At 65.4% G+C, this 20000-nt stretch carries 12 protein-coding genes and 2 tRNA genes; 8 read left to right on the forward strand and 6 right to left on the reverse strand.

Annotation, left to right across the window (positions count from 1 at the left end; translation table 11 throughout):
* Positions 1 to 11: 11 nt before the first annotated feature.
* Together astD and GNK13_RS02650 are read left to right on the forward strand one after the other, a co-directional pair.
* Complete coding sequence (astD, locus tag GNK13_RS02645) at positions 12 to 1481, forward strand: succinylglutamate-semialdehyde dehydrogenase (RefSeq protein WP_164100891.1); 1470 nt, start codon at positions 12 to 14, stop codon at positions 1479 to 1481.
* Positions 1456 to 2808, forward strand: coding sequence for an N-succinylarginine dihydrolase (locus GNK13_RS02650; RefSeq protein WP_164100892.1), 1353 nt, complete (start codon positions 1456 to 1458; stop codon positions 2806 to 2808). The genes astD and GNK13_RS02650 overlap by 26 nt, the downstream gene beginning before the upstream one ends.
* A gap of 242 nt (positions 2809 to 3050) precedes the next feature.
* Here the strand turns inward: GNK13_RS02650 and GNK13_RS02655 are convergent, their stop codons facing one another.
* From GNK13_RS02655 to GNK13_RS02670, 4 genes are all read right to left on the reverse strand, one after another.
* Positions 3051 to 5090, reverse strand: a complete 2040-nt coding sequence (locus GNK13_RS02655) for an NAD(+) synthase (protein WP_164100893.1) — start codon at positions 5088 to 5090, stop codon at positions 3051 to 3053.
* A 49-nt stretch (positions 5091 to 5139) separates the two neighbouring features.
* Complete coding sequence (locus tag GNK13_RS02660) at positions 5140 to 5925, reverse strand: hypothetical protein (protein WP_164100894.1); 786 nt, start codon at positions 5923 to 5925, stop codon at positions 5140 to 5142.
* 12 nt (positions 5926 to 5937) lie between these two features.
* Complete coding sequence (locus tag GNK13_RS02665; protein WP_164100895.1) at positions 5938 to 6561, reverse strand: ECF-type sigma factor; 624 nt, start codon at positions 6559 to 6561, stop codon at positions 5938 to 5940.
* A gap of 427 nt (positions 6562 to 6988) precedes the next feature.
* Complete coding sequence (locus tag GNK13_RS02670) at positions 6989 to 8728, reverse strand: response regulator (RefSeq protein ID WP_235934732.1); 1740 nt, start codon at positions 8726 to 8728, stop codon at positions 6989 to 6991.
* Between the two features lie 1037 nt (positions 8729 to 9765).
* Here GNK13_RS02670 and GNK13_RS02675 point away from each other — a divergent pair.
* The 4 genes from GNK13_RS02675 (at position 9766) to GNK13_RS02690 (ending at position 13494) form a co-directional block, all read left to right on the forward strand.
* Positions 9766 to 11832, forward strand: coding sequence for a hypothetical protein (locus GNK13_RS02675; protein WP_164100896.1), 2067 nt, complete (start codon positions 9766 to 9768; stop codon positions 11830 to 11832).
* Between the two features lie 143 nt (positions 11833 to 11975).
* Positions 11976 to 12395 carry a hypothetical protein gene (locus tag GNK13_RS02680; RefSeq protein WP_164100897.1) on the forward strand — a complete coding sequence of 140 codons (420 nt, stop codon included), beginning with the start codon at positions 11976 to 11978 and terminating at the stop codon, positions 12393 to 12395.
* Between the two features lie 192 nt (positions 12396 to 12587).
* Entirely contained in the window at positions 12588 to 13304 is a 717-nt protein-coding gene (locus GNK13_RS02685; protein ID WP_164100898.1) for an SIMPL domain-containing protein, read from the forward strand.
* Between the two features lie 107 nt (positions 13305 to 13411).
* Positions 13412 to 13494: transfer RNA gene (locus GNK13_RS02690), tRNA-Ser, on the forward strand.
* Positions 13495 to 13625: 131 nt separating this feature from the next.
* Here GNK13_RS02690 and GNK13_RS02695 read toward each other — a convergent pair.
* Together GNK13_RS02695 and selD are read right to left on the reverse strand one after the other, a co-directional pair.
* A tRNA-Sec gene (locus GNK13_RS02695) sits at positions 13626 to 13724 on the reverse strand.
* Positions 13725 to 13751: 27 nt separating this feature from the next.
* Positions 13752 to 16145: a selenide, water dikinase SelD gene (selD, locus tag GNK13_RS02700; RefSeq protein WP_164100899.1), complete on the reverse strand. Its 2394-nt coding sequence runs from the start codon at positions 16143 to 16145 to the stop codon at positions 13752 to 13754.
* Between the two features lie 332 nt (positions 16146 to 16477).
* Here selD and selB point away from each other — a divergent pair, with 332 nt between their 5' ends.
* A complete protein-coding gene (gene selB / locus GNK13_RS02705) occupies positions 16478 to 18502 on the forward strand; it encodes a selenocysteine-specific translation elongation factor (protein WP_164100900.1) in 2025 nt (674 codons plus the stop codon).
* The gene (gene selA, locus GNK13_RS02710; protein ID WP_203328890.1) at positions 18499 to 19962 is read left to right on the forward strand and encodes an L-seryl-tRNA(Sec) selenium transferase; all 1464 of its coding nucleotides are present in this window, start codon (positions 18499 to 18501) and stop codon (positions 19960 to 19962) included. The genes selB and selA overlap by 4 nt, the downstream gene beginning before the upstream one ends.
* Positions 19963 to 20000: the final 38 nt, after the last annotated feature.

Genomic DNA, 20000 nt, shown 5'->3' on the forward strand with positions numbered 1-20000 from the left:
AAAGTCGGACGATGAGTGAGAGCGGAGATCTGATCATCGATGGCGAGTCGATCCGCGGAGCGGGTGGGCGGCTCGAGAGTCACAATCCGGCCGACGGTTCGCTCGTCTGGTCGGGGCATGCCGCCGATGCAGCTCAAACCACCCGGGCCGTTGCCGCCGCTGCGGCAGCCTGGGAGTCGTGGGCCGAGCGACCGGTCGAGCAGCGGGTGGAGGTGGTTCGCAGCTTCGGTGAGCAGCTCGAGTCGGCTGCCGACGCCCTTGCGGAGCTGATCAGCCGCGAAGTCGGCAAACCGCGGTGGGAAGCACGTGCGGAGGTGGCTACGAGCCGGGCGAAAGTCGAGCTGACGATCCGCGCGCTGCGGGAGCGGCGAGCGGAGCAAGCCAAAGAACTTGCGGGGGGAAGAGCGGAGCTGCGCTTTCGGCCGCTGGGCGTGGTACTGGTGCTCGGACCGTTCAATTTTCCGGCTCACCTGCCGGGCGGACAGATCATTCCGGCGATCCTCAGTGGCAACGCGGTGGTCTTCAAGCCGAGCGAGCTTACGCCTGCGGTCGGGCTGCGGATTGTCGAGCTTTGGCAGCGAGCCGGATTGCCGCCGGGCATCTTGAACCTGCTCCAAGGCGGGCCCGACGTCGCCCAGACCGTGATCGGTGATCCGCGGATCGGCGGCGTGATGTTCACCGGTAGCCGCCGGGCCGGCGTGGCGATTCATCAACAACTGGCGTCGCGTCCGGAAGTCTTGCTGGCGCTGGAGATGGGCGGCAACAGCCCTTTGGTCGTCGCTTCCCCGAACGATCCCCGAGCCGCGTCGGGAATGATCGTGGCCAGCGCGTTCGTCACTGCCGGCCAGCGATGCACCTGTGCGCGGCGGCTGATCGTCGTCGACGATGCGGAAGGGCAGGCGGTGGTCGAGCGGCTCGTCGAGCGAATTGCACGCTTGCGAGTCGGGTTGCCGCAGGACGATCCGGAGCCCTACATCGGTCCGCTCATCTCCGCTCGCGCGGCCGAAAAAATGCTCGACGCCCAGCAGCAGTTGATCGCCGCCGGAGGCGTGCCGCTGGTCGAGATGCAGCGGTCGTCGCGGTGCCCGGCCCTCCTTTCTCCCGGTCTGGTCGATGTCACTTCGATTTCCGGGGAGCGGGAGGAAGAGGAGCTTTTTGGCCCGCTGCTGCAGCTGGAGTGGGCTGCGGATTTCCCAGCGGCCGTGGCTCTTGCCTCGGCCACTCGCTTTGGACTCGCAGCCGCCTTGATCGGGGGCTCGGCCGAGCAATTCGAACGGTTTCGCCGCCGCGTACCGGCTGGAGTCGTCAACTGGAATCGGCAGACGACCGGGGCCAGTGGAGCATTGCCGTTCGGCGGTATCGGACACAGCGGCAACCATCGTCCGGCCGGATTTTGGGCGATCGATGCGTGCAGCGATGCGGTCGCCAGCGTGGTGTCGGAAACAGTGAACGATGATGAGTTTGATCGAAGTCAACTTTGATGGCCTCGTCGGCCCGACCCATCACTACGGAGGCTTGGGGCTCGGCAATCTCGCCTCGCGAGAGCATGCCGGGCAGACCAGCCATCCGCGCGCCGCCGCGCTGCAGGGCCTCGACAAGATCGAACGGCTCGCGGCCGAAGGAGCCCCGCAAGCGGTCTTGCCGCCCCACTTCCGCCCCGATTTCGCTTGGCTGCGAGAGCTGGGCTTTGAGGGAGACGATGCGGAGCGGCTGCGGCAAGCGGCTGACGTTTCGCCCCGCTTGCTGTCGGCTGCTTGGAGTGCTTCAGCGATGTGGGTGGCCAACGCAGCGACTGTTTCCCCCGCAGCCGATTGCAGCGATGGACGAACGCACCTGACCGTAGCAAACTTGCTCAGCAGTCCCCATCGCAGCATCGAGCCGGCAGCAACCGAGCAGACGCTGCGGGAAATCTTTCGCGATCCGCGGCGGTTCGCGATCCATTCGCCGCTCCCCGGCGGTGTGGCGCTCCGCGATGAAGGGGCGGCCAATCACCTGCGATTCTTTGCCCCGGCCGCTGCGGTGGGGGGAGAATTCAGCGGTCCGGAGGGCATCGAAGTCTTCGTCCATGGCGGCTCCGACACGGTCCCCACCCGCCGCTTTCTGCCGCGTCAGACAGAGGAAGCCTCGCTGGCCGTGGCCCGGCTGCATGGGCTGCGACCGGAGCGGACATTTTTTCTCGCTCAGCATCCCGCGGCCATCGATGCCGGTGCTTTCCATAATGACGTGGTTGCAACGAGCTGCGGCGATGTGTTGCTCTACCATCAGCTGGCCTTCGCCGAAGCGGAGGAGACGCTCGCCGAGATCGCAGCCGCCTATCGAGAGCTTGTGGGAGTCGATCTGCTGCGGATCGAGATTTCCGAGACGGCGTTACCGCTCGAAGATGCCGTCGCCAGCTACCTGTTCAACAGCCAATTGATCGAACGTCTTGACGGGCAGATGACGATCGTTGTCCCAAGCCAAGTGCGGGAAGTCGCTTCGGCCAACGCATGCCTCGAAGACTTGCTCGCCGCGGATAACCCGATCGATCGAGCGGTCGTGGTCGAGCTGCGGGAGAGCATGTGGAACGGCGGCGGTCCGGCCTGCCTGCGGCTCCGCGTTCCACTCTCGCAGGAGGACTTGGCCAGGGTGCATCCGGGAGTTTTGTGGTCCGCGCGACTGGGCGAGCGACTTCGTGAATGCGTCACGGCCCACTACCGCGAACAGCTCACCGCCGCCGACCTCCGCGACCCCGCGTTCGCCCGCGAAGCCCACGCGGCCACCGCAGCGGTAAGGAAGATTTTGGGATTGTGGACGGAAGCCCCGCCATGAGGTTCTAAAAAAAATCGCACGACACCCTCCCCCCGGGAGGGTCGAGCGTCAGCGAGGGGAGGGAGAGCAATCCCTGACGATAGCCCCAAGTGAAACTTACCGTTGCGGAAACCCTCCCCGCTCGTTCCTCGCGACCCTCCCGGGGGGAGGGTGTTGGCTGTGCCTTTTCTCTCCCTTGGACTTGTGTTGAGCCCGATGCCCGGGCGAGGGTAATTGGAGAAGAACAAATTTCTTTTCTTCACTCAAAACGCGCCGCGGCTGGCGTCGCTCGGCATTCGCCAATCGCCCCGCGGTGAGAGGCTGACCGAGCCAACCTTGGGGCCGTCGGGGACGCAGCTCCGTTTGAACTGGTTGGCAAAGAAGCGACGGTAGAACGTCTCGAGCGTGCGGTCGATCGTTGCCTCGTCGTAGGGCTCGGAGAACTTGGCGTGGCGGGCGAGGTAAGCAATTTTCTCGCGGCTGAACCCGTTGCGGACGACGTTGAACAAGAAGAAATCGTGCAACTCGTACGGCCCGAGGGTCGCTTCGGTGTCCTGACGGATCTCGCCGGAGCTCGAGAGTGGCAGTAGTTCCGGTGAGATCGGCGTGTCGGCGATGCGGTGCAGCGTTTCGCGAACGGGGCTTTCAAAGTAGCGGTCGGCGGCATAGCGGACGAGGAACCGGACCAGCGTCTTGGGGACCGACGTGTTGACGTTGTACATCGACATGTGATCGCCGTTGTACGTGCTCCACCCGAGCGCCTGCTCCGAAAGATCGCCGGTGCCGAGGACGAAACCACGGCTCATCAGCAGGAAGGTACGGACCCGGGCCTGCACGTTTTCGAAAACCAAATCGGTGACGTCGGCGGGGACTTCGACCAACGCTTGCTGGAACGTTTCAACGTCCATATCGCCCAGCTGGATCCCCAGCGGGCGATGGTCGAGCGAGCGGAAGGCTTCGAGGCAGAGCGGGCGGATGTCGATCGCTTCGGAGCGAATCCCCAGCCCTTCCATCAGGTCGTCGGCGCTGGTTCGCGTGTGGGCGGAAGTCCCGAAACCTGGCATGGTGACTCCCAGGATTCGCGTCCGCGGCCAACCATAACTATCGCAGCCTTTGACCGCAGCGAGCAGCGCCAGCGTGCTGTCGAGTCCTCCCGAGACGCCGATCACCAGCGGCGAGTCCTCCGAGAGACGGCTGACCCGCTTGGCCAGGCCGGCGGTCTGGATCGCAAACACTTCGCCGCAGCGGGCGTCGAGTTCTGGGCCGGGAGCCGGGACGAACGGATGAGCTGGGATCCGTCGGCGGGGCGGGCGCGGAAGGGGGGGCGCGGCGTCGGCCTCGAGCGCAGGCTCGGCCTCCGTCTTGGGGGCTGAACTGCTTGCGGGGAGCGAAAATTCGATCACTCGGTAGGGGCGCGGCAACAGCGGGAGAGCGTCATCGAACGAGGTTTGGGTGCGGCGGTCGTGGTCGAGCCGCTCGAGATCGACATCGGCGGTGATCAGACTCGCTCCCCGCCACGGCAATTGGCCATCGCCGACTCGCCGCGATTGTTCGAGCACCACGCCGTTCTCGGCGATCAAGCAGTGCCCACCGAATACGACGTCGGTCGTCGACTCGTCGGGGCCCGCACCGGCATAAGCGTAGGCGGCCAAGCAGCGTCCCGACTGGGAGACGACCAGGTCGGTCCGCCAGCGGGCTTTGCCGACCACTTCGTTGCTGGCCGAGAGGTTCAGCAGAACGTTCGCACCGGCGATCGCCTGCAGGCTGCTCGGCGGGATCGGCATCCACAGATCCTCGCAGATCTCGATTCCGATCGTCGCTCCGCCGCAGCGGAACAGAAGGTCGATGCCGAACGGCACCTCGCTGCCCGCGAGTTCGAGGGTCGCCGGTTCGTGCCCGTCACCGCTGCGAAACCAGCGGCCTTCGTAAAACTCGCGGTAGGTGGGCAAGTACTGTTTGGGGACGATGCCGAGCACTTCGCCGCGGTGGATCGCCGCCGCCGCGTTGTACAGCGAGCCGTCGACCGCCAGAGGCAGGCCGACGACGATCAACGCGCGGTGCTCGGCCGTCGCTTCGGCAATTCGGGAGATTGCCTCGCGGGAGGCGTCGAGCAACGGGGTCTGACCGAACAGATCGGCGGCCGTGTAGCTCGAGATGCACAGCTCGGGGAACAGCAGCACGTCGCTGTCGCTCGCTTGGCGAGTGACGGCGATGATCGCCTCCGCGTTTCTCGCAGGGTCGGCGACAAAAACTTCGGGGGCAGCGGCCGTAATCCGGAACAAACCAAAGGGGAACAAGCTCATCGAGGCAACTCTAGCCGGACACGGGGCTCAGCTCTAGCCGGATGGCGGCTCAGCCGGGGAACAAACGGAGGGCGACGTTCTGGAACCGCAATTCGCGGGGCCGAGCGGTGATTTCAACCACCACCGGCTGCTCGAGCGGCAGCCGCTGTTGATCGAGGTAGCAGCCGACGTTGGGGCTGATCGACTCGATCGAGACTTGATGCACCGCGACGCGGCGAATCACCGCTTGGCTGCGGGAGACGCGGTTCTGCTGGCGATCGACGACCACCATCCGCCACTGATCGGTTTCGGCGTCGAGGTAGGGGGTGCCCGGGGCCGGATCGTGGATCCGCTGGCGGCCGACGACGCAGGGTGTGGGAATTTCGGCGCGAAAGCGACTCCCACCGTCGACTTTGACGATGCAGGAGACGGGGAAGTGGAGTTCGAGCTGGGTTAGCAAACGCTGCCGATGTTGTTGCCTCGCATCCCCGCCGATTCCCGGGAACTGCTCGTCGAGCAGCGCGTCGATGGCCGGCCGGTCTCCCCAGCGGCTGCGGACGACCAGTTCGTGTGCAGAGAGCTCCTCGAAATCAACTGCCGAAAACCCGTGACGAGCGAGCCGCTCGGCATACCATCGGCTGCCGCGGCGCATCGCCGGGTCGTGATGCCGCCAACGAAGCTCGAGGTCGCTCATCGCGACTTCCCAGGCGAGCCGCTGAGCTTCGGCACCGGGGTGTCGCTGCAGCGCCTCGACCGTACGCACGACATCCGGAGGTGTGGGACCTCGCAACCATTGGCCTTCGAATTCGTCGAGGCCCGCTTCGATCGCTCCGGATGTTTCGGAGCTCAAATTCATCAATGCCTGTCCTCAGTTGTCATCACGGAGCAGCGATTCGGCAATGCCTTTGATCATATCCATGCGTCGACTGACCCATCTACGGCTGTGCCCCAGCCGGTCGGCGATCTCGATATCGTTGAATCCATCAAGCCGCAAAAGGACGACGCTTCGGGCGGCCGGATCGGCCAACGCATCGAGCAATCGCTGCAGCGCTTCGTCGGCGATCAAATTCGAGATGGGAGTCGGGTCCTTCGTCGCTACCGGAATTGCAAAATCCGAGCCGTCTCCCTCGATTTGCTCCACGGCGAGCATCGGCTGCGGTGGGCTTCGCGTCGGACCGTACATCTGGCGGCGGTATTTGGTGACTTTGCGGTCGACGATGCGGGCCAGCAACCGCCAGACCTGCAAGTGATCCTGAACGTCGGCATAGGCTCCGCCGCGCATCCGCACGACCAGGCTATCGAGGGCGCTGATCGCGGCGACTTCCTCGTCGATGACTCTGCCTTCGCCATCGTGTAACCGCGAATGGGCCAAAGCGACCGAGCGGCGAAAGTAGCAGTGATAGAGCTCGGCGATCGCATCGACGCTCCCGGCGCGGACCTGCGCGAGCAGCTCGGCGAAGTGATCGAGGGAGTCGGGTTCTCGGCTGGACATCGTCAGGCCTTGGAGGGTGGCGCCTGGGAAGATTGGCTCACGGGGGGGGCGGCTGGGCTTCGCGGCTGGGCTGGCCCGGCTGGGCTTCGCGCGGGGCTTGCCAAGCTAGCTCCGCGGCGGGGCGCCGCAACGACGCTCCCCCTCGGACGATCCGAATCGGGTGGGGCAGCGGGGATGCAGCTCGCGGACCAGGAGGCGCGGGGGAGGACGGAGGGAGGCTTGCGCGGCGATCGAAATGGAAACGAGGAAAGCTGCGAAACGGAGGCGACGTCGGTCCGGCCCCGGACTGTGCGGAGTTCGCCCACCCAACAGGGGTGTGTGCGGACTCGACCCACTCGTGGGCCGGCAGCCGTCGTGCCGGGGCGCGGACAACCGCGTCGCCGCTGATCATAGCCGCCGCGGGAGCGGGAAGCAAAAGAAGCGTTCTTTACGCGTGCTGCGCTTCGTTGGCCTGCACAACCGTCTCGACGACTTCGATCAACTGGTCCAGTCGGAACGGTTTGTAGAGCACCGCTTTGGGATGCAGCCCGGCTTGGCGGGCTTTGACGATCGAGTGGCCGGGATCGTAGCCAAATCCGGTCATCAGGATCATGGGGACAGGGTTCATGAATTCTTCCAGCCGGCACATGAGCTGGTAGCCGCTGAAGTCGGGGAGCCGGATGTCGCTGATCACCGCGTCATAACGGCACTCATCGCTTCCCCGGACCATCATCACTGCTTCGCTGCCGACGTGGGCCGTTTCCACGATACAGCCACACCGCTCGAGCAGGTGATGGGCGTCGTTGCGGACTTGCTCGTCGGCGTCGACGACGAGAATCCGGCGACCTTCGAGAATTGAGCGTTGCTGCGACTTGATGCCAGCCGGGACGGCGTCGAGCGGGGTCATCGTCTGCCCGACTTCCTGGATCATCTGCTTGATGTCTCGGGCGTTCTGCAAGATTCGCCGCAAGCGATCGACCATCTCCCCTTTATGGCCGATGTAGCCTTCCATCACGTTCACCGCGTCGTTGAGGATCTCGTCGACCGGCATTGCGACGGCGCTGTGGATCGCTTCGCAGCTTTGCTGAGCCGTATTGGCTTTCTGGGCGACCAGCAGCTCAAGCGTATTGAGGGCGTGAGCGACGTCGCGGGCGAAGATTTCCAGGAACTGAATGTCGCTCGGGGCAAAGGCCCGCGGCTCGGGGCTTTCGACGTTGATCGTCCCCAGCACTTGGTCGTGCAGCATCAGCGGGACCGTCAGCGAGCTGGCCGCTCCGGCCGCTCCGGGAATGTACAGCGGATCGTTGCTGACATCCTCGCAGAGATAGCTGTTGCCGGTCGCCGCGACGTAGCCGGTCACTCCGTTGCCGTTGGGCTGGGCGAACAACTGCCGGTCGGCCGCTTCTTGGTCGATGCCCACGCTCAGCAGCGGCATCAGGTATCCGGTGGCCTGTTCGAGCAGCCGGATCTCGATCACATCGAAGTTCAGCAGGTCGCTTAGATAGTGGCGGATGTTTTCCTTGAGCAGGTCGATTCGCTGATCGACGTCCATCAGGAAAATTTCGTCGGGCCGCAAGTCGGCCAGCTGCCGTCCGGCGAGGTGAATTGCCGCCAGCTTCTGTTGCTGCAGGATCTCCTCGGTGACTTCGCTGACGGTGACCACCAGTTGATCGACGCTTTGCCCCTGCCCGAGCGGAGCTGCGTGGACTTGGAAGTAGCGGTTCTCGGCGGTGCGGAGCGTCATCCCGCTCGGCTGCCCGGTAGCCATCGCGGTATGGAAGGGACAGAAGTCGGGGCCCATGATCTCGGGATTCGAGAGCCCTTCGTAGAATTCCAGCCCGACCAGGCTGTCGCGGCCGGCCCATTCCTCCAGCCGACGATTCGCCCACAGGATGATCCGCTGATCGCTGATCAGGGCGACCCCGTCGGGCATATCCCGCAGAACCTCGTCGGCCCGCAGGACTTCACGGGCTTTGAGGGCATCCGCCGATTGCTGAGCGATCAGCAGGCTGCGGCTCTCGGCGAGCGCATCGCCCCCGATCCGCAGTTCGTCGAACTGCTGGTCTGCGAGCAGGGCGAGAGCCTCCCCGGCCGTCGCCACGGCCAGAATCTCAGCGCCGTCTGAGAGACCTGAACTCTCAGCCGATGCGAGCCCGCCAATCTGTAATATGCGAGGCGTCTTATTCACCCGCGTTCCTCCGCCGACGAATAGAATCGGCAGTCAGCCGCTCTTGAGTATAGGTAACCTGAAAAGGAAACGAAGCCAAGCGTCCGGCTCCAGAGGCTAGGCTGACTTCCACCCGAAAGGGCGATGACGGTCCGTAGTGGCGGCTATGCTGCCATTGCTAGCCATCGCTGGCGGGAGGTCGGCCGCTCGCGGCGGCAGCCATCCCAGGAAAATGTCGAAAATTTAGTCGTTGGCACTGAAAATTTTTCCTCCGCGAGGCACTAACCGCAGCCCCTCGTCGAGTATCACTCGAAATTCACCGTCCGCGGCCCCGCACCCCCAACGCTATCGAAGCTAATTCGGGGGGTTCGAGTCTCCACGTCCTCTAACGGGGGTCAGAGCCCTTCTCGTGCAACGGCTCAATCGAGGGTGCGTGCCGAAACCCATGGCCCTCCCCGGGCCTCAGCGACCGACCCTCTCGCAAGCGGGAGGAAGATGTTTTGAGGTGCCGTTTCTACTTCGGGCGATCGTTTCCTCCGGGCTTTTCACCATCCCTGTGCACGGCTCTCCGAGCTTTGTCTTTTGGGGGGGGCGAGCGAAAAAAGCAACTTTCGCGGCGGCAATTTCTTAGGGAGATCGCCTGCAATCTCCCCGCAATCGGAAATTTTTACCGCCAGTCACTTTTCTCTCATTGGCCTCTGCCTATAAAGCCTCGGGCACCCGTGATCGTCTCGCGGGTGGGCTGCTCTTGCTCCGTGCCGAGTGTCGGGCCGCAAGCTCATTCCCTGGTTGGGGAGGGGTCGTGCGGCACCCACGCAAGGGGCCGATCGAGAGCCGGCTTGGGCGGAGTATCCGCCGCAGCGATTCGCTAGAACCGCGATTGTCCGCCTTGTCTGTGTGATTGCTGCAGCTTGTTTGATCGCTACAGCTTGACAGGGGAGGGGGCGGGCTTACATTGCGGGCGGGGCTGTCCAGGCCAAATCACGCAGCCACTGTCACTCCTTGGTTTTTCTTCTGTTGCCTCACAGGCTGTGAGACGTTCGTGGAGGGTTTACTGCATGAGACATCAACTATTGAAGTACGCTTTGGGACTGGGGGCGGTGGCGGTCACCGCCCTGCCGGCCCTGGCTGGCCACGGCCATCATCGCGGCGGCGGTTGTGCCGGCTGCGGTAATGGCGGAACGCTGCTCAGCAGCGGAGCGATGGTCGCGGGAACTGCTTGCGGCGACTGTGGCACCGCGGTCAGCGGTGTCGCCGAACAGACGCGGACGGTGTACGTGCCCCAGTACGTGACCGAAAAGCGGCTGGTCACGAGCACCGAGTATCGCAACGAACAGCGGACTCGCACCCGCACCATTCAGAAACGGGTCCCGCGGACCGAGAGCCGCACCCAGACCTACACGGTCAACGTTCCTCAGACGCAGACCCGGACCGAAAACTACCAGGTCCGCGTCGCCGTCCCCTACACCGAAGAAGTTCCCTACACGGTGCAGGTTCCGGTCACCCGCCAGGTCGAGCAGACCTATGCGGTCCGCGTGCCGGTGACTCGCCAGGTCGAGCAGGCCTACACGGTCAACGTGCCGTACACCGAGCAGGTCGAGCAGACCTACACGGTTAACGTGCCGTACACCGAGCAGGTCGAGCAGACCTACACCGTGCAGGTGCCGGTGACCGAGCAGGTCGAGCAGTCCTATCAGGTGTGCGTGCCGTACACCGAGCAGGTCGAGCAGACCTACCAGGTGTGCGTTCCCTATACGGAAACGCAGACCCAGAGCTATGCGGTCCGCGTCCCCTACACCGAGACGCTGACGCAGAACTACACCGTGATGGTGCCGTACACCGAGCAGGTCGAGCAGCCCTACTCGGTCCAGGTTCCTTACACCGAGCAGGTCGAGCAGACCTACACGGTGCAGGTTCCCTACACCGAGCAGGTGACGGAGACCTACACGGTGATGGTTCCCCAGACCGAAACCCGGTCGGCGATGCGGACCGTCTGCAAAGTGGTTCCGGTGACCACGATGAAGAGCGTCACCTGCGATCAAGGGCACTATGAAACTCAGCTGATCAATGTCGGCGGCGGTTGCAGTGACTGCGGCGGCGCGGCGGTCAGCAGCGGCTGTGGAAGCTGCGGAGGCGGTTCGGTCGGCTGCGGTGATTGCGGCGGAGTGGCCGTCGGCAGCGGCTGCGGCAGCTGCGGCGGGGCCTCGCTCGGCGACGCCTGCGGACGCACGATCGCCCGTCGAGTCTATGTCAGCAATCCGGTCACGACCGAAGTTCCGGTCACGACCTACCAGCGGCAAATGGTTCAGGAGCCCTACGAGTACACCGTGACGACCTGCCGTCCCGAGACTCGGGAGCGAACCGTCAACGTGACCAAGTACCGAAGCGAAACGCGGACCCGGACGGTGAACGTCACCAAGTACCGGACCGAACAGCGGACGCGAACCTACGCGGTTACCAAGTGCCGTCCTGAGCAGCGGACCCGGGAATATCAAGTGACCCGTTGCCGCGTCGAGACGCAGACCCGCGAAGTTCCGGTCACGCGGATGCGGTACGAAACCCGCACCCGCACCGTGCCGGTCACGCGGACCCGCTACGAAACCCGCACTCGCACCGTTCCGGTCACTCGCCTGACCACCGAACAGCGGACGCGGACCGTGGCCGTCCAGCGGTGCCGTCAGGAACAGCGGACTCGCACCGTGCCGGTCACCCGTTACCGGACCGAACAGCGGACCCGCATGGTTTCGGTGTGCGAGATGACGACCCAGAACCGTACGCGTACGGTGAACGTCACCAGCTACGTCACTGAGACTCGGACTCGCACCGTGCAGCGGTGCCGCTACGAAACGCAGCAGCGCTCGCGGGACGTGACCTACACCGTGATGGTTCCGCAAACCCGCACGCGGACCTACGACGTGACGGTTTACGACACCGTTCCGGAAGAAGTCACCGAGACCTACACCGTGTGCGTGCCTCACCAGGTGCAACGCGAAGTGGACGTCACCGTGTGCCGCCGCGTTCCCCAAACCGTGACCGTTCCGGTCTGCGGCGGGAATGTGATGAGCAATGGCGTCGTGCTCGGCTCGGGCATCCAGGTCGGCAGCGGTTGCGTTAACTGCCAGTAATTGCAACCCGCCGTTCCAAAACCCTCCACACCCGTCTGTGATGACGGCTGTGAACCGAACCCCGGAGTACCTCGCGTACTCCGGGGTTTTTTTCTGCGCTGGAGAATTCCGCTTTCGCTGATGACCGACCGACCGAAAAGCCGATGGCACTCTCTATGCCTCCTCTTTCAGCCATCGCGGTCAGTCGAATCGCCGGCCAGGCCATGGTCACGGCGGGACGCGTGGCCACGGCGTCAGTCGCCCACTTTGCCGATGTCTTGGCCGAGACCACCGCAGAGACGGGAGAAATCGCTGGCGAAGCGATCGGCAGTGGCGTTGAGCAAGCGGGCGACGTCGGCTCGGCAATCGTCGCACGCGTGCGGGAACTGCTCGAGCAAGTCTCTCTACGTAGCGATCAGCCAATGGGGCTGGATATCTCACCGCTCGGCGATCTCTACGTCTCCACCGAGATGGCCGACCGCGGGCATGTGGAAGCGGCCTTGGGGAGCGACGCGCAGCTCCACCAACTGCTCAACCGCTGGACCTCGCTGACGGGCCAGTCGACCTTCCGCTACAATCCGTAGGCGACCACTCACCAGCCGCCACGCGTTAGCGCCCGCTCGCTGCGGCAGCATTGGGAGCGGGGGGCACGACCCCGGTGGCTGGAGCCAAATCCTGGTGGGCTTTTCTCGGGAACCGCTGCCGGCGGATTGGCGTCAGGAAGGGCAGGATGGTCGTTTCTTTTCCTTTCCCCTCCAGTCCCATTGAGAAGCGTGATGAAGAGCTTATGGATGTTGCCGGTCTTGGTGAGTCTCCTGGCGGTTTCGTTGGGGGCGCCCCAGAGTCAAGCGGAGGAGATCGACATTAAGGCGCGCCCGACGATCACGGTCACCGGCCACGGCGAAACGAGCCGAGCGCCCGACGCAGCCTCGATTACGCTCGGCGTGGAGAAACAAGCGCCCAACGCGGCCGACGCACTGACCGAGAATAACCGGGCGATGGAGCAGCTGATCAACGAGCTCGAGCGCCAAGGGGTGCCGAGCAAGAACGTGCAGACCAGCTCCTTTGACATTTCTCCCCTCTATCGCCACGAGGAAGGGCGGGATCCGCAAGTCGTGGGGTATCGGGTGAGCAATCAAGTACGCGTGAAAGTGGTCGAGCTCGACAAGCTCGGAACGCTGCTCGACACGGTGGTGCGGGTCGGGGCGAACCGCATCCACGGAATCCAGTTCGAAGTCGCCGAAGCGGAGAAGGCGGCCGACGCGGCACGCGAGAAAGCAGTGGAGGATGCGCGGCGGCGGGCCGAGTTGCTCGCCCAAGCCGCGGGTGCCAAGGTTGGCCGCCCGCTGCAGATCCAGGAAACCCTCGGCGGCGGGGAACCGCCGAGGCCGATGGCGATGATGATGGCCCGCGAGTCGGTGCCGATCGCTCAGGGCGAGCAGCAACTGACGGCCGACGTGACGGTCACCTACGAGCTGCTCCCGGCCGAGTAGCGGGGGGCAGCCGAGTAGCGGGGGGCGAGTAGCGGGGGTGGGGCGAATTTTTGGGGGTGGCCCAACTTGACGTTTGGCCGCTTCCCAGCTATCACATTGCCAGACCCGGAGGGTATCCGAATTGGTGAGGAGGCTGATTCGAAATCAGTTGCCCCGCAAGGGGTTGTGGGTTCGAGTCCCATGCCCTCCGCTCGTCAGATTAAGCCACCAGCGTCCGCGCTGGTGGCTTTTTTAATGCGCCTCGCGCTCCGCCCGCGCCCCTGCGCGTTCACGCGTGGGTGCCGACGACCACACCGGGTGGGGTGACGGCGTAGGGTGAAAGCGGAAGTGCATGGGAATCGAACCCACCTGCGGGGTCATTGAAACCCTCGCACGACGGCTTTGAAGACCGCGGCCGCCACCAGGCAAGCAAGCACTTCCAAAGAGGCAACTGTAGCATGGATCGGCTCAGCCCGTGTCGATCCCCGCAGCGTTGCGACGAGTCCCCGCAGCGTCGCGTTTGGCCGATGCCGCCCAGCGAATCCGCCTACTTGGCGCACCGCTTGGCTCACCGCTCGCTTCAACGCGGCCGATGACCGCCGGCGAGAGACCTGCTTGCCGCAAGCCGCCGAGGACGGAAGAGAGCTGGGCCTCGGCGACTCCCATCAGCAAGCCTCCCGAGGTTTGCGGGTCGAACATCGCCCGGTAGCGTCCCGCCCATTCCGCTGGCACTTCGTCGGGCAACATTCCGGCAGCCGCAGCGCGATTCGCCTCGGCCAGCGTGCTCTCGATTCCGGCTCGCAAGGCCGCTTCGGCGCCCGGGAGTAGCGGGAGGGCTGTCAAGTCGAGCTCGGCGGTCAGAGGCGAAGGGGCCGAGTCGCGGGAACTGTCGAGCATTTCCAGCAAATGCCCGAGCAAGCCGAAGCCGGTGACATCGGTGACCGCCGCGAGTCCCGCCTCGATCGCCACCGCGGCAGCGGCCTGATTGCTCGCGAGCATCGACGCGAGCAAGCTCTGCAGATCGGGCCCGCGGCACTTCGCCTGGCGATGAGCCGCGAGCAGGACTCCGCTCCCCAACGGTTTGCTGAGCACCAAGTGGTCGCCCGCAGCGAGTCCGGCTTTGAGCGGCATCGGGCTCCCGGTACTTTTCGCGCCGCGTTCTGTCGGCCGCTCGCCGCGCCTCCCAAGTCGCTCGCCGAGCAACGTAAAGCCAAACACGCCCTGCTCTCCTTCGATCGAGTGCCCGCCGACGATCGGCACGCCGAGGGGACGGAATTCGGCGAGGCTACCGGCAAGCCACTCGAAGAGGAGTTGTTCCTGCTGGGCGGCGGGACCGGGGGGCACGATCGCATGTGCCAGTGCGGCCGTGGGGACCGTACCCTTGGCGAACAGGTCGCTGAGCGCGTTGAGTGCGGCGACTCGACCGACCACGAAGGGGTCATCGAGAAAAGCGGCAAAAAAATCGGTCGTCGCGACGACCGAAGCCCCGCCCGTCCAATCGATCTCCGCCACATCCTCAGCCTGCTCGAGCCCCAGCTTGATCCGCGGCGAGCTCGGGTTGTCGAGCCGGGCAAGGACGCGGCGGAGCGTCGTCGACGCCAGTTTGCCCCCACACCCGGCACACCGCATCGGAGCTTCCCGCTCGGCACGCTGCTCGGCACCGCGAACCGCTGCCATCGCGTCGAGCGAGTAGTCTTGATGCTTTGCCATGAACCGCCGGTCGATACGATCTTTCAACCACCAGCACCAGCGACCCTCGGCGGACCAGCCCCGGTAATCGAGCACGGCTCGTCCGTCTCCGGTGTTCAGCAGCGACAAAAAATTCCGCTGTGGCTTCCACTTGCGGAGCGGCTCTCCATGGAGCGAACGCTGGAGGTTCTCCCACAGCACCGGCCCTTGGCGGACCGCGTACACGCCTGCCTTGGGAGTCGGGCGTGACGGGCAGGTTCCCGAATCGCCGACGACGAAGATCGAGCTGCTCCCGAGGCTCCGCAAGGACTCGTCGACGAGCAGGAAGCCGGCGTCATCCTTGGGCAGTTCGAAGCTCGCAAAGAGTTCCGGCCCGACCGCACCGACGGCCCAGATCACTACATCCGCAGCCAGATGTTGCGAGCCCTCCTGCGGATGCTCGACGACGACGCTCTCGGAGGTGAGCTGTCGGACTTCGCAATGCATCAGCCGGCGGTGGCCGCGCTCCTCCAGCACCCGCTCGGCGCGGCGAACCGCTGACGGTGAAGCCCCCGAGAGCAGCTGCGCGCCCCGATCGACCAGCGTGAGCTCGAGCGTTGCAGCGGGAAAGTGCTGGGCGATAAACGCCGGCAAGCAGAAAGCGATTTCCACGCCCCCAGCCCCCCCGCCAGCGACGACGGCGCGCAGCGGCCGACCCGCTTCAGGCGACCGGCCGGCATCTACGGGCCGACGCTTCTCGAGGGCTGCCTGCACGCGCGCTCGCAGCCGCGGCAAAAACGTCTGCATCGGTTTGATCGACAAGGCATGTTCGAGCCCTGAAACCGCCGCCGGACGCGACCCAATCCCGATCGACAGCCGGTCGTAGGGGAGCGGTGGCCGATCGGCAAAATGCAGCTGCTGGTTCCGTAGATCGAGCCCCACGCACTCGGCCAGCAGCAAGCGGGCTCCGACCGCCTGGCATCGGCGGACCAGATCGACTTGCATCTGCTCCACTGGGTACTGGCCAGCCAGCGTTCCCGGAACCATTCCCGAGTAGGCCGCTTGCCAACGGTTTGAAATGCAGGTCAAACGGACTCCCGGCAGCGGTCGCATCTTCCACATCCGCAGGAGGTGCAGGTGGGTATGCCCGCCGCCGAGGAGCACGAGTTCACGATTCGGCAGGGTCTGGATCATGGTGCTGGCCTCGGCTCTACGATAGCGTGGGCTCCAAGGATGACGCGACTGGTCCGCAGGCTAAGGCTCTGTCAGAAAACCCAGCTGACACCCTCCCCCCGGGAGGGTCGCGAGGAACGAGCGGGGAGGGCGATCCGCGGCGTAGAGGCCGAAGCGCGAACGGATTCAGCTGGCCCTCCCCGGGCCTGAGAGCCCGACCCTCCCGGGGGGAGGGTGATGGGGAACAGCGGTTTTCTGACCGAGGCTAGCGCCTACGGCTCATGAACGCGGCTGCGAGGCCCGAGGCTAGCACCTACGGCTCATGAACGCGGCAGAGGGAAAGGTGAATGGGGATGACGAGGCATTTGATCCTGGGAACGGCTGGCCATATCGATCATGGCAAAACCGAACTGGTCAAAGCGCTGACCGGAACCGATGCCGATCGCTTGCCCGACGAAAAGCGACGGGGAATGACCATCGATCTGGGATTCGCCGAGTTGCGGCTCGGCGATCTGCAGCTGGGAATCGTCGACGTTCCGGGGCACGAGCGACTCGTCCGCAACATGCTCTGCGGAGCGATGGCGATCGACTTGGCTCTGCTCGTCGTTGCCGCCAATGAATCGGTGAAGCCACAGACCCGTGAACATCTCGAGATTCTCAAGCACCTGGGGATCGAGCACGGCGTGATCGTGCTGAGCAAGTGCGATCTCGTCGAACCGCATTGGCTGGATTGCGTCGCGGAGGAAGTTCGCTCCCTGGTCGCGGACAGCCCACTGGCTCAGGCCCGAGCGGTCGGCGTCAGCAGTCTCACGGGCCAAGGGCTGCCGGAACTGCGGGCGGCTTTGGCCGAGGCCGCCGAGCACGCCGCCCGCTCGCCGCGACGCCAACAGCTGCAAGCGCCTTTCCGGATGGCGATCGACCGGGCGTTCACCGTCGAGGGGCACGGCACGATCGTCACCGGCAGCGTCGCCAGCGGGCTGCTGCGAGTGGGCGAGGAAGTCGCCCTCGAGCCGCAGGGAACCGCCGTCCGCGTGCGGGGACTCCAGTCCCACGGGGTGGCCGTGGACCGTGTCGCTCGGGGCCAGCGGGCGGCGATCAATCTAGTCGGAGTTTCGCTCGAGGAGGCCCATCGAGGCGACGTGTTGGCCCCGCCCGGTTACCTCACCCCGAGCTGCCGATTGCACGTCGCCCTCTCCCTCAACCGCCCCCCGATGCGGCACGCTTCCGCCAGCGACCCGCCGCCTCGCAACCCGCGCCGCAAAATTTCCGTGCGGGTCCACCTGGGGACCAAGGAAATTCAGGCCACGCTCCGCTGGCTCGAGCCGCGGGGGGATGATTTTGACCAGGACGGAAGTGTGCTGCTGGCGGAGCTGGAGTTGAGCGAGCCGGCAGTCTGCGTGTGGGGGCAGCCGGTGGTCGTGCGGAGTCAGGCGCCGGTCGCGACGCTCGGCGGCGGACGCGTCGTCGATCCGCATCCCCGCCCGCTGCGGCGGAGAGCGACGGAGGAGGTTTCCGCGATTCGAGAGCTGGCATCCGAGTCGCCACGGGCTCGGCTCGCCTCGCTCTATTTCCTCAGGGGCTTCGGCGAATTGGGCGCCGCCGAGGTGGTCCGTCGCGGAGGAATCCTCGGGGAGTGGGAATCGCTCCGCGATTCGCTGGTCGCAGAGCGGGTGCTCGAGAGGCTGCCGCTGGCACCGGGACGCCTCCTGCACGTGCATGCCCAGGTCTTGGAGAGAGCAATGACACGGGTCGAGCAACTGCTGGCCAAATACCACCAGCGGAATCGCACCCAAGCGGTCTTCCCGCTGTCGGTGCTACACAAGATTTTCAGCGGGAGCGAGTCCCCGCGGCACACGGCCCAGTGGCTCGCCGCGGTGGTCGAGCGGATGCGGAGCCAAGGGCGGTTGACGGTGACGCCCGCCGGGGTGGCGCTGCCGGGGGCCGGACCGCAACTCTCCAAGCCGCAGCAGCAGTTGTACGAGGAGATCATCGAGACGCATCGCCGCTGCGGATGTGCTCCGCCAGCGATCGACCAGCTCGCCCCGACCGCGGCCACCCGTCGCTCGGTCGTCCCGAAGCTGGTCGAGCTGGCGATTGCCCAGGGGCATCTCGTCCGCGTTTGCTCGGCGTGGTGCCTGCACGCGGAAGTCGAAGGCGAGGTCCGGCGGACGCTTGTCGAACGACTCGGCGAAAGTTCGTTTGCGGTCCGCGATCTGCGCGAACTGCTGCACGTTTCACGCAAGTATCTGGTCCCGCTCTGCGAGTATCTCGATCGGATCGGCTTTACCCGGCGGGAGGGCGATCGGCGGACGATCGTCGGCTCCGGAGGTGGAATCGAGAGCCAGCCCGATCGCCTGCCCGAGGAGGTGAGCTCGTGAACGAGCCGCATGCGGTGGTGCGTCGCTTACCGAGTGTCAGCCGAGCCATCGATAGCGAAGCCTTTGCACCGCTGGTCGATCGCTACGGCCGGCCGGCGGTGATCGACGAGTTGCGGAAGGTGTTGGCCGAGCACCGCGAGCGGTTGCTCACAGCCAGCCACTCGCTCGATTCACGCCCCGGTCCGGCGGCGAATGGGAACGCTCCCGCCGCAAGCGTTCGCGAGTTGGGGCTAGGTGCGTTGAGCGAGCAAGTGCAGCAGCGGTTGGATCGGCGGCGGCGCTCTCGCAGCCTCCGCCCGGTGATCAACGGCACGGGGATTCTGCTGCACACTGGGCTCGGCCGCGCTCCGCTGGCTCGGGAAGCGATCGACGCGATTGCGGCCGTGGCCGCTGGATATGCAAGCGTGGAGCTCGATCTGGAGAGCGGCCAGCGGGGGCGGCGAGCGCGAGCGGTCGATGAGCTCCTGTGCGAGCTGACCGGCGCCGAAGCAGCGGTGGTCGTCAACAATAACGCGGCGGCGACGGTGCTGAGCTTGGCGGCGCTGGCCGCGGGACGCGAAGTCATCGTCTCCCGCGGCGAGTTGATTGAGATCGGAGGCCAGTTTCGGCTGCCCGAAATCATGGCCGCCAGCGGAGCGGTGCTGCGCGAAGTCGGGAGTACGAACAAAACGCGGATCGACGACTATGCCCAGGCGATCGGTGAAGCGACCGGAGCGTTGCTGCTGGTCCACCCGAGCAACTACGTGGTGGTCGGATTCACCGAACACGTCTCGCTCGACGAACTGGTCCGGTTGGGGCGCAGCCGCGGCGTGCCGGTGATCCACGACATTGGTTCGGGGGCGTTGGTCGACTTCGCCCAGTTCGGATTCCGAGATGAGCCGCTGGCCGAGCGAAGTATCGCCGCGGGAGCCGACGTGGTGCTGTTCAGCGGCGATAAGCTGCTCGGCGGACCGCAGGCGGGAATCATCCTTGGTGGGCGGGCGGCGATCGAACGGATCGAACGCCATCCGTTGGCCCGGGCGATGCGAGTCGACAAGCTGACGCTGGCCGCGCTGGCCGCGACGCTCGAGTTGTACCGCGATCCGCAGCGGACGAGCGGCACCGTTCCGCTGCTCCGGCTGCTCGCGACTCCTGCCGCGGAACTGCGGACGCGGGCCGAGCGGCTCGTCGCGGCGCTGACGGCGCTGCCCGCGTTCGCCGAAAGTTTTGCGGAGCCGGAAGTGCTCCCCGGACATGGCTATTTAGGGGGCGGCGCGGTTCCCACCCAACAGCAAGCGTCGTGGTGCGTGGCGCTCTCCCCGCGATCCATTGGCCTCGACGAGTTCGCCCGCCGCTTGCGCGCCGCGCGGCCAGCGATCGTCGGCCGGGTGCACGACCAGCGCTGGTGGCTCGACCTGCGGACGGTGTTTCCTGAGCAGGATGCGGAGGTCGTGGGGGTCCTATCAGCCGCCACGCGCTAGCGTCCGGTTTTCATGGCGTTAGCGGGAACCGGGGGCTC

Origin of the sequence: Candidatus Laterigemmans baculatus, assembly GCF_010367455.1 — a bacterium.
GTDB classification, from domain to species: domain Bacteria; phylum Planctomycetota; class Planctomycetia; order Pirellulales; family Pirellulaceae; genus Laterigemmans; species Laterigemmans baculatus.